Source organism: Candidatus Pelagibacter sp. Uisw_101, from assembly GCF_047727615.1.
Lineage (GTDB): Bacteria > Pseudomonadota > Alphaproteobacteria > Pelagibacterales > Pelagibacteraceae > Pelagibacter.
The window spans coordinates 540,011-556,481 of record NZ_CP159821.1 but is presented as its reverse complement, the minus strand read 5'-3'; the positions used below and the strand labels follow the sequence as shown (position 1 = coordinate 556,481).

Genomic DNA, 16,471 nt, shown 5'->3' with positions numbered 1-16,471 from the left:
TATCATTATTAACAGCCTAATATTACCGTGAACACTAGTATTTTTAATTTTACAGATTATAAACTCATTGTTCGAATGGATAATTTTGATTATATAATTATTGGTGCTGGGTCAGCTGGCTGTGTTTTAGCTAATAGACTTACAGAAAATCCAAATAACAAAGTGCTTTTAATTGAAGCTGGGGGGAACGATTCCTACCCATGGATCCATATTCCAGTTGGGTATTATAAAACAATGCATAATCCAAAAACGGATTGGTGTTATAAAACAGAGCCTGATGAAACGATGGAAAACAGATCTATACCCTACCCTAGAGGAAAAACTCTTGGTGGAAGCTCCTCTATAAACGGACTACTTTATATAAGAGGGCAAGAGCAAGATTATGACATTTGGAGGCAATTGGGAAATAAGGGTTGGAGCTGGAATGATGTTTTGCCTTATTTTTTAAAAGCTGAAAATCAAGAGCGAGGCCAAAGTCAATTTCATGGTGTTGGTGGACCATTATCTGTTTCAGACCAAAGAATAAAATTACCTATACTAGATGCTTTCATGAATGCAGCTCAAGAAATTGGTATTCCTAAAGTGAATGATTTTAACAAGGGTAATAATTTTGGATGTGGTTACTTTCAAGTAACAGAACAGAATGGCTTAAGATGTAGCACAGCTGTAGGGTATTTAAATCCAATTAAGAATAGAAAAAACTTAAAGATTGAAACAAAGTGTCATGTTGAAAAGGTAAACTTTGAAAATAAAAAAGCTGTCAGTGTTTCTTACTGGAAAAATAATCAATCTTTTACAACTAAAGCAAACAAGGAAATAATTTTAAGTGCTGGTTCAATTGGTTCTGCACAAATTCTTCAAACTTCTGGTATTGGTAATGGTGAAAAATTATCTAAACTTGGAATCGATGTTATAAAAGACTCTATTGGTGTAGGTAAGAACTTGCAAGACCATTTAATGTTTAGACCTGTTTATAAAGTTAAAAATATTAAAACTTTGAATAAAAAGATTAACAGCCTAATTGGTAAATTAATGATTGGAATGGAATATGTTTTTTTAAGAAGTGGTCCAATGACTATGGGTGCTAGTCAACTTTGTGGGTTTGCAAAAAGTGACTCATCTAAAGAAACTCCTAATTTACAATTTCACGTTCAACCAATTAGTACAGATAAATTAGGTGGTTCAAATTTACATGATTTTGCTGCATTCACCCCTACTGTTGCAAACATCAGACCGACGAGTAAGGGTGAAATTAATATTACAAGTAAAGACAGTAGAGAAAATCCAAAGATTAAGATGAATTATCTTTCAAGTGATGAGGATCGGATAGTAGCTGCTAAAGGTTTAAGATTAATTAGAAAAATTGTTTTAGAAAGCAATGAATTTAAACAATATGAACCTGAAGAATTTAGACCTGGTGTCAATATTCAAGATGACGAAGAGCTAGTGAAAGCTGCAAGTAATTACGCACAAACAATATTTCATCCAGTAGGAACTTGTAAAATGGGTCAAGATGATATGGCTGTTGTTGATGACCAATTAAAAGTTCATGGAATTAAAAATTTAAGAGTGATTGATGCTTCTATAATGCCCAATATCACCTCTGGTAATACTAATGCACCTACAATAATGATTGCAGAAAAAGGTGCTGATATGATACTAAGCAGCTGATGTTTGCAGAATTATTTGGACCTGAACAACTTGTAATCTTAGGTCAAATCATATTTATAGATTTAGTCTTAGCAGGAGATAATGCCATTATTATTGGAATGGTTGCTTCTAAATTTCCAGCTGAACAAAGAAAAAAGGTAATTTTTTGGGGAATAGGTGGTGCGGTAATTTTAAGAATTATCTTAACTATGTTAACTGCCTACTTATTACAAATAACAGGTTTAAGGCTAATAGGTGGATTGCTTCTTCTTTATATAGTCTACAAACTCTACACTGATGTCATCAAAGGTCAGTCAGGTGATGAAGATATTAAAGTAGATAATTCAAGTTTTATGAAAGCTATATGGACGGTTTTACTTGCTGATTTTACAATGAGTTTAGACAATGTTTTAGGTGTGGCTGGCGCTGCTGGCGATCACTATGTATTACTAATATTTGGTTTGGCTTTATCAATAATCCTTATGGCAACAGCTGCAACCGTTATATCAAAATGGATTAATGAATATAAATGGATAGCTTGGATTGGTTTAATTGCTATACTGGTTGTTGCAATTGAATTGATCTATACTGATCTAAAAATATTTATTTAAATGTACTTACAAAAAATAAATCTTAAAAACAAATACGCATTAGTTACAGGTGCTGGCAAGGGATTAGGAAGAGCTTGCTCTATCGCGCTTGCAGAAGCTGGAGCTACAATTATTGCATTAAGCAGAACTCAATCAGATCTTGATAAGCTTGAAAAAGAAATAAAAAAGATAAAAGGTAAAGTTATCAAAGTTAATTGCGATGTAATGAATTACAAAGAATTAAAAGAAAATCTAGATAAGGTTAAAATCATAGATATTTTAGTTAATAATGCTGGGACAAATATTCCTGAACCTTTTGAAAAAATCAAACAAGAAAACATGAACTACCTAGTAGATTTAAACCTTAAAGCTGCTTTTAATGTGGCTCAATTAGTTGTTAAAAAAATGCTAAAGAATAAAAAAAGAGGTGGATCAATTATTAACATGTCATCTCAACTTGGTCATGTTGGAATGGCTGGTAGAAATGTTTATAATATGACAAAATTTGGAATTGAAGGTTTAACCAAAGGTATGGGTGTTGAGCTTGCAAAAAACAATATTAGAGTAAATACAGTAGCCCCTACTTTTGTTGCAACACCAATGGTTAAAAAATTTTTTAAAAACAAAGAATTTAAAAAGCTAGCTCTAGGGAACATACCCATGGGAAAATTAGCAACAGAAAGTGATGTTGCAACAAGTGTTTGTTTTTTAGCTTCATCAGCATCATCAATGGTTACGGCCACATCAATCTTAGTAGACGGTGGATGGACTGCAAAGTAGTATATAGATTACTTTTATTAGTAGCGTTATTTTTTTCAACTCAATCTTTTGCATTAGAATTTCAGGGAAAATTTACTCAAGGACATTTTATTATTGGCAAAACTGAACCAGAGTCATCCATCTTAATAGATAAAAAAAAAATTAAAGTCTCAAAGGATGGTTATTTTGCATTTGGAATTGAAAAAGATAGAAAATTTGACATTACAATCACTGAAAACAATAACAAAATTGTAAAAAAAATAAAAAAGAGAAAATACAATATTCAAAAAATTGATGGCTTACCTAAAAAAAAGGTTACACCGCCTGAAGAATTTTACGTAAGAATTAAAAAAGAAAATAAATTAATAGCCGATGCAAGAGAAATTGAAAGTGACTTACAGTTTTTTAAAGAAAAATTTATTATTCCTGTTGATGATGCAATAATTACTGGTGTTTACGGCAGCCAAAGAATTTTAAATGGCATACCCAAATGGCCCCACTATGGTTTGGATTTTGCTCAAAAAAAGGGTACTCCTGTTAAAGCAATGAATAATGGTATTGTTACTCTAGCTGAAAAAGACTTATTTTATACAGGTGCAACTTTAATATTTGACCATGGTCATGGAATTTCAACTCTGTACATGCATATGGATGAAATTTTTGTAAATGTAGGTGATCATGTTAAAAAAGGAGATATTATTGCAACTGTTGGATCTTCAGGTAGATCGACAGGACCTCATCTAGATGTAAGGCTTAATTGGTTTGGTACCAGACTAGATCCTGCAACAATTTTAGAAATCAAGTAGATCTTTAATGATAATTTCTAAACAATCTATAGGTATAATATTTGGTATTCTTGCTTATTTTTCTTTCTCCATATTAGATGCTACACAAAAAACATTAATTTTATATCACTCCGTATTTCAATTATTGCTTGTTAAGTACTTTTTTGTTTTATTTTTAAGCCTAGTAGAATCAAAAAGAAAAAATAATATTTATTTTTACAAATCAAAAAGTATTAAGTTACAAATTTTCAGGAGTTTATTATCTGTTATAGAATCTGGATGCTTTGTATTATCTTTTAAATATTTATCACTTGCAAACGCTCACAGTGTGGGATCTTTAGCACCAGTGATCGTTGTTGCTTTATCAGCTATTTTTTTAAAAGAAAAAGTATCTACAAAAACATGGATAGCTATTTTTGTAGGATTTATTGGCGTTTTAATTATTTTAAGACCCACTTCTTCAATTTTTGATCCTAAAGCCTTATTGCCACTTTTAGCAGCATTTGCATTGGGACTTTATCAGGTTGTAACAAAAAAAGTGTCTGAACATGACGCAACTGAAACATCATTATTTTATACTTCTATCATTGGTATTTTTGCTATGTCTTTTTTGGCTTCAAACTTTTGGAGTCCAATATCCTCATCGTCTTACATTCTTTTTTTAATTGTTGGTATTTTTTTCTCATTAGGAATTTATCTTCAAATAATTGCTTTAAGTATGGCTAGTGCAAGCATTATTCAACCTTTTCATTATACTTTGATATTTTGGGCTATAATTTTTGGTTATATTTTTTATAACGATATTCCTGACTTATTCACAATTGTTGGAGCAGTAATAATAACACTTTCTGGTATTTTTGTACTTACTCAATCTACAAAGAGTTAAGTGAATAAATAAGTTTTAATCTAGACTAAATCTTTTAATTATATTAATTAACTAAGAATGAAAAAATCCTTAATAGAAAAAACAGCAGATAAATTAGTTAACGCATTTATTAACAATAAAATAATTGCACCACTTCCAACAAAATTTACAAAAACATTAAGTGAAGCTCAAAAGCTGAGAAAATTATGTGAGAGTAAAGTTAAAGATCCAATAATTGGATTTAAAGCTGCAGGAACAGGTATACCTGTCATGAAAAAACTTAAAGAAAAGAAGCCCTTCTATGCTTCTATTTTTGAAAAGAATTTTATAAAAAGTGGAAAAAAAGTAAAAATTAATAAGTCCACTTTAGGTGTAGAGCTTGAAGTTTGTTACTTAATTAAAAAAAACTTTTTCTCATCTAAAGGATCAATTACTTTGAAAAATGTGACAAAGTATATTTCACATATGGCTCCTTGCATTGAGGTTATTGGTTATAGACAAAAGAAAAAAGGCATAACTAGTTTTGGTGATTTATGTAGTGATTTTGGAGCTAATGTTAAGTTTTTGATTGGACAAAAGAAAAAATACAGAAAAATTAATATTGGAAACTTAAAGACAAATATTTCTAATAAAGAAATTGGACAAAGTGTCGATGGAAATACAAACACTGTTTACATAAATCCCTTAAACTCACTTAGATTTGTGTTGAATGAATTGAAAAAAGATAAAGTAAATCTTGATAAAGATTTTTATGTATTCACCGGATCAACTGTTGGTGTTGTCCCAATTTTAGGTAAAGGCCTTTATACTGGAAAAATAGCTCAGCTTGGTTCAGCTAAAGCAATTATTCACTAAATTTTAGAATATCATTTAACAAAAGCCTTAATAATTAACAATAATTTGGGTTCGTTTTAATATGAACAAATAAAAATTTAAGCTTGCTTGTGCTTAATATTTTTAAAAGTTATAGTTTTAATTATGGCATTGCACTTTAGCAAACAAGAATTTAAAAAAAGAAAAATAGCAATATTAAATTCTATGAAAGAGCAAAACCTAGATGCTCTTTTAATGTTCAGACAAGAGTCTATGTTTTGGCTTACAGGATATGACACCTTTGGTTATGTTTTTTTTCAAACTTTAATACTAGACCAAAAAGGAAACATTATTCTTTTAACAAGGGCTCCAGATTTAAGACAAGCACAAAATACCTCGAACATTGAAGATATAAGAATTTGGCTAGATAAAGATCAATCTAACCCTACAGATGATCTTAAAATCATCTTAAATGAACTAAATTTAAAAGATAAAAAAATTGGAATTGAATATGAAGCTTACGGTATGACAGGTCGTAATGCTTTAAGACTCAATAAATCACTAGAAAGTTATTGTGAAGTAGAAGATCAATCAGAATTAATTACTAAACATAGGGTCATTAAATCTCAAGAAGAGATTGTTTATATAAAAAAGGCTGCAGAACTTGCTGATCAAGCGCTTGATGAAGCGTGGAAATATGCAAAAGCTGGCGCTAGTGAGGCAAAAATTTTAGCTGAAATGCAAAGAGTTGTTTTAGATGGTGGCGGTGATTATCCAGCAAATGAATATATTATTGGCTCAGGACACAACGCATTACTATGTAGATATCAATCTGAGAAAAGAATTTTGTCAGATACCGATCAGTTAACTATTGAATGGGCTGGTACATATAAACATTATCACTCTGCAATGTTTAGGACTATTCCTATTGGTAAAGCTGATCCAAAACATATTAAGATGCATGAGGCATGTCTTGAGGCTTTAAATAATTGTGCAAAGACTTTAATACCAGGAAAAACTGCTGGAGATGTATTTGATATACACACTAAAACTTTTGATGACCTTGGATACAATAAAGCAAGAATGAATGCTTGTGGTTATTCATTGGGTGCAACATTCTCTCCCAACTGGATGGACTGGCCAATGCTATACACAGGTAATCCTTATGTAATAACTCCTGGTAATGTCTTCTTCATGCACATGATATTGATGGATTCAGACAGCAATTTAGCCATGAATTTAGGAGAAACGTATCTTGTGACAGAGAATGGCAACGAAAGATTAGGGAAACAAAAACTCGATTTAGTAGTACTTTAGGACTGTAGGCTCTAGTCTGATACCTATTTTGCTCAAGGTCTTACTAGTTAAATGGGGCTTTATTTTTAAACAAATTTAATTTGAAAATTAAGAATTACTACTCTTGCACCAAATGCCTAGATAAATTAAAATTGCAATATGGGCATCGCTGACAAGAAATATTCAAACGTAGACAAGAAGACAGCAGAAATACTTGAAGAAGCTAAATTATTATTAGAGGAAGGGGGATACGAAGTTTCTAAACCAAGAGAAAAATCTATAGCTCGAGAATTAATGAATGCTGCGTATGGTAACACATTTAAAACAATGTCCAAAGATCCTAATTTAACGGTTAGAAAAATATGTTTGAAAGCTATTGAAGATAAATTTTTTGATACCTGTTTAGATACTTTGATTAAGGGACCTAAAAAAAGAGCTGCATTTGATAATGAAAGTCCAAAAACATGGACCGAGAAAACAGTTACACAAGATATTAAGACAAAAGGTCATTTTAAAAGATTCAAACTTATAGAGCAATATATCAAGACAGATATGAATACGACTAGGATTTTATTAGATCCTGATTACAGACCTCACGGCGATAAAGTTGCCATAAAAAAAATCAAATGATCCCATATTAAATCCTATAACGCAGAACCACGATCCCTAAAAATTTTATCATTTTTTCTTAATCTATAATTCCTGCTAAATTTTTAGCAGCCTTTTTTTTAGATCCTACAGTTAATCCTTTGACATAGGCTGTTGCTATTCTTTCTGGATTTTTAATATTTCTTTTTTTAAATTTTTTTAATAAATCTTTGTAGTTAGGTTTTCTAGGCACTACTTCGGAGCTTTATTTAACATTTTTATCAAAATCCTCTGTCATCTCAACAATCAGTGGTCTAAAGAAACTTGTAGTAATAATTATGAATGCAGAAATTATTAGTAAGGCATCAAATTTAACTACATCTACCATAACTTTCGTAGTACCTAAAATAACATGTACTAGCATTGTTAAAAACATTGCACCTATCCATAAATATATTATTGAGAATTTATATGGTTTAGCTACTAATCCGGCACCTAAAAAAGCACCTAGTATAAGAATAATAGGATCAGTTCCGATAGCCATTAAACCACTCAAGAAAAAACCAATGAAGGCTATGTTAGCTACATAACCAGCAGACAAAATTAAAATATTTACGACTATGATTAGGTAAGAGAAATATAATAAGACCATTGAATTTAAAAATTGATTAATAAAACTATTATAGTGATAGTTATTAACACAGCACTCACAATAATATAATTCAGTCTAATATTAAATTTTTTAAAAACTATTTCAGTAGTTTTTTCCCAGAATACTACAATCAAGAGGACAATTATAGCTGGCAGAATAAATTTGATCATTTAAATTAAATCATACTGATATTGTCTAGCTTTAACAACATCTTCTGGAATACTTAACTCGACATCATCTAATCTTATAGATTGATCTTTATTAATATCTTTCTTAACAATTGCCCCATCTGTTAAACCAAGAGGTAAAATTTTTTCATCTTTTGATTTTTTAGAAGTAATTAGCTTTCCTCTAGCACAAAAACCACCCTCACCGTCTAATCGATCTCCTACTTTTAAATCTTTTTTTGCATAAGCTCCAACGTCTGCATTGTAATTTACAGTTTGTCCTGTTGCTTTTTGATCAAGTGCAATTGCATATATTGATTGAGCAAGTTCTAAACCAATATAATGATATGGCCTCCATATAGCTGAATAACTGCCAGACACGTCAGTGACCATTCCGTAATCTTTAAAGCAATTTTTGACATATTGATTTTGAGCTTTAATTACTATGTAAACTCCCCATCTAAGATCATTTGGAATATCATTTTGATTTAAATCGATACTGGATATCACCTCTACTTGACCTTCATAATCAATTAAGCCCCCTTCTTCTTTTGGAATCAATTTTTTAGCAATATCATATACTCCAACTGGTGGAAAAGTTAATCCATTACTGGGGCATTTTAAGTTTGATGCATTACTTACAGCACACATTTCAATTGCAGATTTATCACCACAAAGAAAGCTATTAAACATTTTAGGATTCATACCAGATTCAATTTCAGCACGTTCTTTACTTAAACCGTAGTGACCCCAAACTGTGTCTGGTGTTGAGTATTCAAAATCTGGGTGGTACTTCGTTCCTTTTCCTGCACAAACTACAGAAAAACCATTTAATTGAGCCCATTCAATCTGCTCCATAATTAATGAAGGTTGATCACCATATGCCATTGAACAAATAACATTGTTTTCTTTTGCAAGATCAGCAAGGTATTTTCCACAAGTAACATCAGCTTCAACGTTTACTAATATGATGTGTCTCTTTTTTTTAATAATCTTTACAGCATGAACTGTTCCAATGATTGGATTTCCAGTGGCTTCTATAAAAACTTCAACGTCTCTATCAATTGCCTCATCTAAAGAAGTTACAAAATTTATTTTATCAACTGTATCTGTGGTTAAACCGCTCTTAAGACAATTTTTTTTGGCGTTATCAATATTAATATCAACGATAGTATCAATAGTAATTTTTTGTAATTGATTGTATTGAGCAAGAAACATGCTTACAAATTTTCCACATCCAATGAATGCAACTTTTATCAATTTTTCTCTAGATTGTAGTTTCGTATTTAAAAACATTTGATCACGATATACTATTTTTTAATAAAACTGACGATACTTTTTGTAAGTGTATCACTTACAATTATAGTTCCTTTTTCATTTGGGTGCATACCGTCATCTTGATTGAGTTCAGGTTTTAAAGCTACACCCTCTAATAAAAAAGGTATTAAATTTAGTTCATATTTTTTAGCTAAACTTGGATAAATATTATCAAACTTTTTTTTATAACTAATTCCATGAGTTGTTGGAGCAATCATTCCTGCTAAAATTATTTCTATATTTTTTAGTTTTGCTGTTTGAATAATTTTTTCTAAATTTTTTTCGGTCTCAATGGGGCTTATTCCTCTCAACATATCGTTAGCACCCAATCCTAAGATCAATAAGCCAATATCAGGTTGAGATAAAGACCACTCAGCTCGATTTAATCCACCAGCAGATGTGCTTCCAGATACGCTTCCATCAATAACCTCAAGATTATAACCACTATCATTAAGATTGTTTTGAAGAACAACTGCTAAATGTTTTTCCTGTGGAAGACCATAGCCAGCCATTAAGCTATCACCAAATAAGATAACGTTTTCTATAGCATTGGCGTTTATGCTCACTAGACAGAAGGCAATAATTTTAATAATAAATCTTTTAATCATGGATAGTCTTCTTAAGCTAAAAAACGTTAATCTTAAATACCAAACTGGTAATGATACTATCAAGGTTTTAAAGAATATTAATTTAGAGACTAAAAAAAATGAGTCTATTTCAATAGTTGGTGAAAGTGGGTCTGGAAAGACTAGCTTAATTATGCTTGCTGGGGGATTAGAGAAAGCAACCTCTGGTAAGATATTTTTTGAGGATCAAGAAATATCTAAAATGAGCGAAGATGAAGTTTCTAAAATTAGAAGAAAAAATATAGGTATAGTTTTTCAATCTTTCTATCTTATTCCAAATTATACAGCTGTTGAAAATGTTGCCCTAACCTTAGAGCTAAATAATTTAAAAAACCCTAATGAAAGAGCCAAAGAATTGTTGGATCGATTTGGTTTAAAAAATAGGTTTAATAATTTACCAAGTCAACTTTCAGGTGGTGAACAGCAACGTGTAGCAATTGCAAGAGCTATAGCCATGAAACCTAAACTAATTTTAGCAGATGAGCCTACGGGAAATTTAGACAGTGAAAATTCTCAAATGATTGCAGACATTTTGTTTAAATATATCAAGGAAGAAAAATCATCTTTAATTATGGTCACCCATGATCCAAAACTTGCAAATAAAGCAAAAAGAAAAATTAAAATCAAAGATGGAAAAATTGTCTAAGCTTTCAGGGTACAAGTTAACTTTGATATATGCCTTAAGAGACTTGAGTAGAAATTATAAAAAAATTTCTAGTATTATTTTAACACTTTTTATCAGTTTATTTATCTTGAGTTCAATTTTTACAATTGAAGATAGTTTAAATAAAGAATTAAATAATAATTCAAGAGCACTTTTAGGTGGAGATATTGAAATTGATTATAATCGTAATGTTGGCAACTTAGAATTAATTAACCAGGTTAAAGAATTTGCTACCGTTTCGCAAATGGTTGAGTTTAGCACCATGATCTCAACTACCAATCAGACTAAAAATAAATCAATATTTTCTAGAATTAAAACAGTAGATCAAAATTATCCATTATTTGGCAAAGTAGGTTATGAGCCAAGTGGCGCATTTGAAAAATTACAAACTACAGAAAATACAATCCTTGTTAATGAAAATATTTTCAAAAATCTTAATTTAGAAATAAATGATAAAATCAAAGTTCAAGATAAACTCTTTACCGTAATTGGTATTGTAAAATCGGTACCTGATATTGGGGGTGCTTTTGTTTTTGGTGATTTTGCTTTAGCTGGCAAACAAACATTAGAATTACTAAAACTTAACAACCTAGGCAGCTTTTTAAACTATGAATATAAAGTAAGATTTAATGAAGGAGATAATCCGAAAATTTTATCTAAAAGAATTGAGCAATTATTCAAAAATGAAAAAAAAGTTATACTTAGATATCACGAAAAATCTGACGGTCCATTAAAGAGAATAATTGATAATTTCTCTCAATTTTTGTCACTTGTATCAATTAGTGCAATGTTGATTGCTGGAATTGGAATTGCTAACACCCTACTTTCATTCATTAATCAAAACAATATGTCTATAGCAGTTAAGAAGTCTTTAGGCTTTTTCTCAAAAGATATTAAAATAGTCTACTATCTACAATTACTCATTCTATTATTCATAATATCCACTGCCGCCTACTCTTTTAGCTTCTTTCTAGTCCCTATTGTTGATGTTTATTTATCAGCTGGTCTTGGATTAAATATTGAAGGTAGTTTTTCTATTTTTAATTATTTCAAAGTTTTTTTAGTAGGGTTATTAGTATTAATCATATTTTCTATACCAACTATTAATGCAATTGATCAAGTTAAGGCATCAAACTTATTTAGAAACGTATTTCAAAACCTTCAATTTTATTATTCAAAAAAATCAATCGTTTTAAGTCTAATATTATTGTCAGTTTTAATATCTTTATTTACTATTGGTTCAGCTCGCCCCATTTATAGCTTGGGTTATTTTGGTGCTTTCTTTGTTTGTCTATTAGTCTTCTATTTATTATCAAACTTGATCATTAAATTATTTAAAAGTCTTAAAGAGCATCCAAATATTTCAATTAAAGTATCCGTTAAAAATATCACTCAAACTAAAAGTATTACCCCAATAACTATAATGTCTTTAGGTTTAGGCGTCACCTTATTATTAACTTTGGCTTTTGTTGGTTCTAACTTTAAAAGAGAAATTGCAAAATCTATACCTGAGCTTGCACCTGATTATTTTTTCATTGGTATTCAAGGTGATGAAAGAAAAATATTTGAAGATTTAATTTTTGAAATGGATAAAGAAGCTAACCTTGAAATTGTTCCCATGGTCTCAACAGGTATTCTAAAAATTAATGGAATAGATCCAAGTACTTATATCGATTCAAGTAATGATAGCCACTGGGTGATTAGAAATGACAGAAGGTCTTCTTGGGCTGATAAAGTTTTAAAAGATAACCCAATTATAGAAGGAAAGTGGTGGGATTTAGATAGACCTGATAAACTTCAAATTTCTCTCGATAGCAAAATTGCTAAAGATTTTGATATTAAAATTGGTGATATTTTTACTCTAAATATTTATGGTCGTGAAATTGAAGGTGAGATTGTAAATTTTAGGTTAGTAGACTACAGAGACTTTACCATTAATTTTGTAATGTTATTAAATCCTCAATTTGCAAAAAACATACCTCATGAATATTTGGCCACTTCAAAATTTAAAAACTTAGAAAATTTTGATGAAACTGCTTTACTAAATAAAATGCCTAGCCTTTCTATTATAAAAATCACTGATTACTTGGAGAAAGTAACAGATCTTTTAAACAAAGTGTTTATTGCTGTAACTGTTATCTCTGCAATAACTATAGTCATTGGTTTAATTGTAATATCAAGTGCGATCATAGTTCAGGGTAAAATAAAAGAATTTCAAAACTTAATATTTAAAATTCTAGGTTTTTCCAAGGTCGAGGTTGTGCTCTCTTCAATTATTGAGTTTTTTATTATATTCACATCAATAATTCTAATAGCTTTGTTTTTTGCGGTCATAGGTTCGCAATTTATCATCGAAAATATTTTTCAAATCACTTGGAAGTTTGATTTAGCAATATTTTTACAGGTAACTATTGGAATTGGACTAGCTACATTAATCTTAATTATGATTACTAATTTTAAGTATTTAAGCCCTAAAGTTTATCCACTTATAAGAAATCAATAACTACACATCGGATCGAGATCTAAACCTCTCAAACATCAGTCTTGTTTTAACTCCAATATTTAAAAATGGCTGTGGTGGAAGCAAAGTAGGCTTACTTCTAGATTCTAATTTTGTATTTAAAAACATTATTTATAATAAATGATTAATTGCCTGTTATTTATTGAAAAATGTTAATATCTAGTGAAAATCATATTTATTCCAAGTTTTATTTAACCTAAAAATATTATTAGTGATGTAAACCCAAGGTCAATAGTTCCGCTGTATGCTCTTAAAAGACCTTTAAAAGCTTATTAAATGGTAATATTTGCATAATTTAAAGATGCTAAGCTATAAAATAAACTAATGACTAAAGATATAAGTTTAACTATTGAAGAAATTTCAAAAATATTAAAAGATTTAAATTTAGAATTTCTTTGTTTTACCTTTCCAAGAAAATATCCAAAGAACAATTTTTCTAAAGTGTTCCTGGAGGATAAACATAATATTTTTTTGAAAAATTGGCATCAATTTGAAGTTGATAATCCTGATATTTTTGAAAGAATGTATCCATTTTGGGTTAGAAAAATATTGTGATTATATGCTAATTTGCTATCTATTTATGTTGCACCACACTTGAAAAAAAAAGTAATTATAAGATAAATAAAATGCAAAAGAAATCAACAATAGAAGAAATCTACTCTCAAGCTATTCAATATCATCAAAATAATGATCTTAATAACGCCGAAAAGCTTTACAATGATGTCATAAAAATAGATCCCAATTATTTTAGTGCTAATAATAATCTTGGTACAATATCTCATCATAAAAAAGAATATGCTAAGGCAATTAACTTTTATGAAAAAGCGATAGCAATTAACCCAAATTTTATAGATGCACATTCTAATATGGGAAAACTATTTTTAGAATTGAAAAAATATAAAGAAGCAGAAGTTTTTTTTGAAAAAATACTTTTAATCGATCCAAATAATTTAAATGCATATAATAACCTAGGTAATATTTCTGAAAAACTAAATGATTATACTAAAGCAATAAATTTTTATGAAAAAGCGGTTGCAATTAACCCTGATTTTGCAAATACATTTAATAACTTAGGTAATATTTATCAAAAGCTAGACAAGGACAAAAAAGCAATAAATTCATATAGAAAAGCGATAACAATCAATCCAAATTTTTTACATCCTTATAATAATATTGGAGCTATATTTAAAAAATTAGGAGATTTTAAAGAATCAAAAATATATTTTGAAAAAGCAATTGCAATTGATCCAAATTTTAAGGAGGCACAATATAATCTTGGAGTAATTTTTCAAATTCTAGAAGATTATAATGAAGCAAAAAATTGTTATGAAAAAGCAATTGCAATTGATCCTGGTTATATATACGCACGTAATAACCTTGGAGTAATATTTAAAGAATTAGGAGAATATCAAAAAGCAATTAATTGTTACGAAAAAGTTATTAAAATTAACCCTAATTATGTTGATGCTCTTAATAATTTTGGAGTTCTTTTAATAGAAATGAGGGAATATTTAAAGGCTTTTACCTATTTTGAAAAGATAATTCAAATCGAACCTGAAAACACACATTTAGCTAATAATCTTAAAGAGATATTTACATATATAGAAATTGATAAAACAGATAATGCAATTTTAAAAAAGTTATTGTTATTTTTATTTAGAAATGAAAATATTGATCACAAACATATTGCTGATAAGACAATCTCATTTCTATTTAGTATAAAAAATTATAATCAAGCAAAAAATATTTTTAATCAATGCCCTCTATTGCTAAAAAATAAAGTTATTCAAAATCTTTTAAAAGAAGAATTATTTCACTTAATACTACAGAAATCTCTATTGCCCAATATTTTCGTTGAAAAATTTCTTACTAAACTTAGATATGAAATACTTCTTAATTTAGAAAATTTTAATAACAATGTTTTAAATGAACACTTAGTTTTTATAATTTCGCTTGCTGAACAATGTTGGTTAAACGAATATATTTATACTCAATCTGAAAAAGAAATTAATTTTGTAAATAAGCTAAAAAATAAAATAGAAAAAAATAAGGAAGTTAATGAATTAGAAGTAGCAATTCTTGCTTGCTATATTCCTCTTAATAATTCAAAAATTATTATACAAAAATTATTAGATCATAAATCTTCAAATATTTTATTTAATGATTTAATTACTTTACAAATTAAGGAGCCTTTAAAAGAAAAGGAATTAGTAAAATCAATTAAATCTCTTGGTCAAATTGTTGACCCAGTGTCTAAAAAAGTACAAGAACAATATGAGGAGCATCCCTATCCCAGATGGAGATTTGCTAATAAAAGTTTATCTAAAAAAGTTCTTGAATGTATTAATGGTGAAATAAAACCAAATAAAATTGATCAAAATAATAAACTTAATAATCCCAATGTTCTTATTGCAGGGTGTGGAACTGGCAGTCATTCTATTTCAGCAACGCGGTATAAAAATTCAAATATACTTGCTGTAGATCTAAGTTTATCAAGTCTTGCTTATGCTAAAAGAAAAACAGAAGAAATGGGTTACAAAAATATTGAGTACATGCATGCTGATATTCTACAATTAAATAAATTAAATAAAAAATTTGATGTTATAGAAAGTTCAGGGGTACTTCATCACATGAAAGATCCTATAGCCGGACTCAAGGTTTTGGTGGATATATTGGAGCCACATGGTTTCTTAAAATTAGGTTTATATAGTGAATCTGGTTGGCAAGATGTAGTCAAAACAAAGGAATTTATAAATAAAAAAAATTTTAAGAATACAAATGAGGATATTATAATTTGTAGACAAAAAATTATTAATGAAAAAAAAAATCCTTCACTTCAATCTGTAGCACTTTCACGTGATTTTTACTCAACATCAGTTGTAAGAGATTTATTGTTTCACGTTCAAGTTCACCTATTTACCATGCCACAAATCTCTAAAATATTAGAAGACTTTAATTTACAATTCCTTGGCTTTCTTAATCCAGATCCACTCATCAAAAAAAAATTTTTAAACTTATTTCCCAAAGATGAACAAAACACCTCTTTAGATAATTGGCATCAATTTGAAATAAATAATCCACGATTTTTTGCTAGTATGTACCAATTCTGGGTTAGAAAAATATCATGATTATATGATAGCTTGCTATCTTCTTATAATACACCACACATGCAAGGAAG

16 protein-coding genes are annotated in these 16,471 nt (G+C 29.2%); 12 read left to right on the top strand and 4 right to left on the bottom strand.

Going from position 1 to position 16,471, the window contains the following annotated elements; genetic code table 11:
* Positions 1–75: 75 nt before the first annotated feature.
* From ABXT48_RS02790 to ABXT48_RS02755, 8 genes are all read left to right on the top strand, one after another.
* Positions 76–1,671 carry a GMC family oxidoreductase gene (locus ABXT48_RS02790; RefSeq protein ID WP_415303277.1) on the top strand — a complete coding sequence of 532 codons (1,596 nt, stop codon included), beginning with the start codon at positions 76–78 and terminating at the stop codon, positions 1,669–1,671.
* Positions 1,671–2,261 (top strand): TerC family protein, encoded by a 591-nt coding sequence (locus ABXT48_RS02785; RefSeq protein ID WP_415303276.1) that lies wholly within the window; start codon positions 1,671–1,673, stop codon positions 2,259–2,261. Before ABXT48_RS02790 ends, ABXT48_RS02785 begins: the two co-directional genes overlap by 1 nt.
* Entirely contained in the window at positions 2,262–3,020 is a 759-nt protein-coding gene (locus ABXT48_RS02780) for an SDR family NAD(P)-dependent oxidoreductase (protein WP_415303274.1), read from the top strand.
* On the top strand, positions 3,005–3,805 hold the full coding sequence (locus tag ABXT48_RS02775) for a M23 family metallopeptidase (RefSeq protein ID WP_415303272.1): 801 nt from the start codon (positions 3,005–3,007) through the stop codon (positions 3,803–3,805). The genes ABXT48_RS02780 and ABXT48_RS02775 overlap by 16 nt, the downstream gene beginning before the upstream one ends.
* Before the next feature lie 7 nt (positions 3,806–3,812).
* Positions 3,813–4,670 carry a DMT family transporter gene (locus tag ABXT48_RS02770; protein WP_415303270.1) on the top strand — a complete coding sequence of 286 codons (858 nt, stop codon included), beginning with the start codon at positions 3,813–3,815 and terminating at the stop codon, positions 4,668–4,670.
* A gap of 57 nt (positions 4,671–4,727) precedes the next feature.
* Complete coding sequence (locus ABXT48_RS02765; protein ID WP_415286956.1) at positions 4,728–5,504, top strand: fumarylacetoacetate hydrolase; 777 nt, start codon at positions 4,728–4,730, stop codon at positions 5,502–5,504.
* A gap of 123 nt (positions 5,505–5,627) precedes the next feature.
* A complete protein-coding gene (locus ABXT48_RS02760) occupies positions 5,628–6,779 on the top strand; it encodes a M24 family metallopeptidase (RefSeq protein WP_415303268.1) in 1,152 nt (383 codons plus the stop codon).
* Positions 6,780–6,917: 138 nt separating this feature from the next.
* A complete protein-coding gene (locus ABXT48_RS02755) occupies positions 6,918–7,388 on the top strand; it encodes a hypothetical protein (protein ID WP_415303266.1) in 471 nt (156 codons plus the stop codon).
* 58 nt (positions 7,389–7,446) lie between these two features.
* On the opposite strand, the gene ABXT48_RS02750 is transcribed toward ABXT48_RS02755, so the two are convergent.
* The 4 genes from ABXT48_RS02750 to ABXT48_RS02735 all read right to left on the bottom strand — a co-directional run bounded on the left by ABXT48_RS02750 (position 7,447) and on the right by ABXT48_RS02735 (position 10,090).
* The gene (locus ABXT48_RS02750) at positions 7,447–7,599 is read right to left on the bottom strand and encodes a hypothetical protein (protein ID WP_271525710.1); all 153 of its coding nucleotides are present in this window, start codon (positions 7,597–7,599) and stop codon (positions 7,447–7,449) included.
* Positions 7,600–7,611: 12 nt separating this feature from the next.
* Positions 7,612–7,998, bottom strand: a complete 387-nt coding sequence (locus tag ABXT48_RS02745; RefSeq protein ID WP_415286953.1) for a hypothetical protein — start codon at positions 7,996–7,998, stop codon at positions 7,612–7,614.
* A gap of 170 nt (positions 7,999–8,168) precedes the next feature.
* Complete coding sequence (locus ABXT48_RS02740; RefSeq protein ID WP_415286952.1) at positions 8,169–9,461, bottom strand: NAD(P)H-dependent oxidoreductase; 1,293 nt, start codon at positions 9,459–9,461, stop codon at positions 8,169–8,171.
* 14 nt (positions 9,462–9,475) lie between these two features.
* A complete protein-coding gene (locus tag ABXT48_RS02735; RefSeq protein ID WP_415303264.1) occupies positions 9,476–10,090 on the bottom strand; it encodes an arylesterase in 615 nt (204 codons plus the stop codon).
* On the opposite strand from ABXT48_RS02735, the gene ABXT48_RS02730 reads away from it, so the two are divergent.
* From ABXT48_RS02730 to ABXT48_RS02715, 4 genes are all read left to right on the top strand, one after another.
* The gene (locus ABXT48_RS02730; RefSeq protein WP_415286950.1) at positions 10,089–10,754 is read left to right on the top strand and encodes an ABC transporter ATP-binding protein; all 666 of its coding nucleotides are present in this window, start codon (positions 10,089–10,091) and stop codon (positions 10,752–10,754) included. The two genes, ABXT48_RS02735 and ABXT48_RS02730, sit on opposite strands and share 2 nt — an antisense overlap.
* Positions 10,690–13,275 (top strand): ABC transporter permease, encoded by a 2,586-nt coding sequence (locus ABXT48_RS02725; protein ID WP_415303262.1) that lies wholly within the window; start codon positions 10,690–10,692, stop codon positions 13,273–13,275. Before ABXT48_RS02730 ends, ABXT48_RS02725 begins: the two co-directional genes overlap by 65 nt.
* 342 nt (positions 13,276–13,617) lie before the next feature.
* Positions 13,618–13,848 carry a hypothetical protein gene (locus ABXT48_RS02720; protein ID WP_415303260.1) on the top strand — a complete coding sequence of 77 codons (231 nt, stop codon included), beginning with the start codon at positions 13,618–13,620 and terminating at the stop codon, positions 13,846–13,848.
* A 71-nt stretch (positions 13,849–13,919) separates the two neighbouring features.
* Positions 13,920–16,421 carry a tetratricopeptide repeat protein gene (locus ABXT48_RS02715; RefSeq protein ID WP_415303258.1) on the top strand — a complete coding sequence of 834 codons (2,502 nt, stop codon included), beginning with the start codon at positions 13,920–13,922 and terminating at the stop codon, positions 16,419–16,421.
* Positions 16,422–16,471 lie beyond the last annotated feature (50 nt).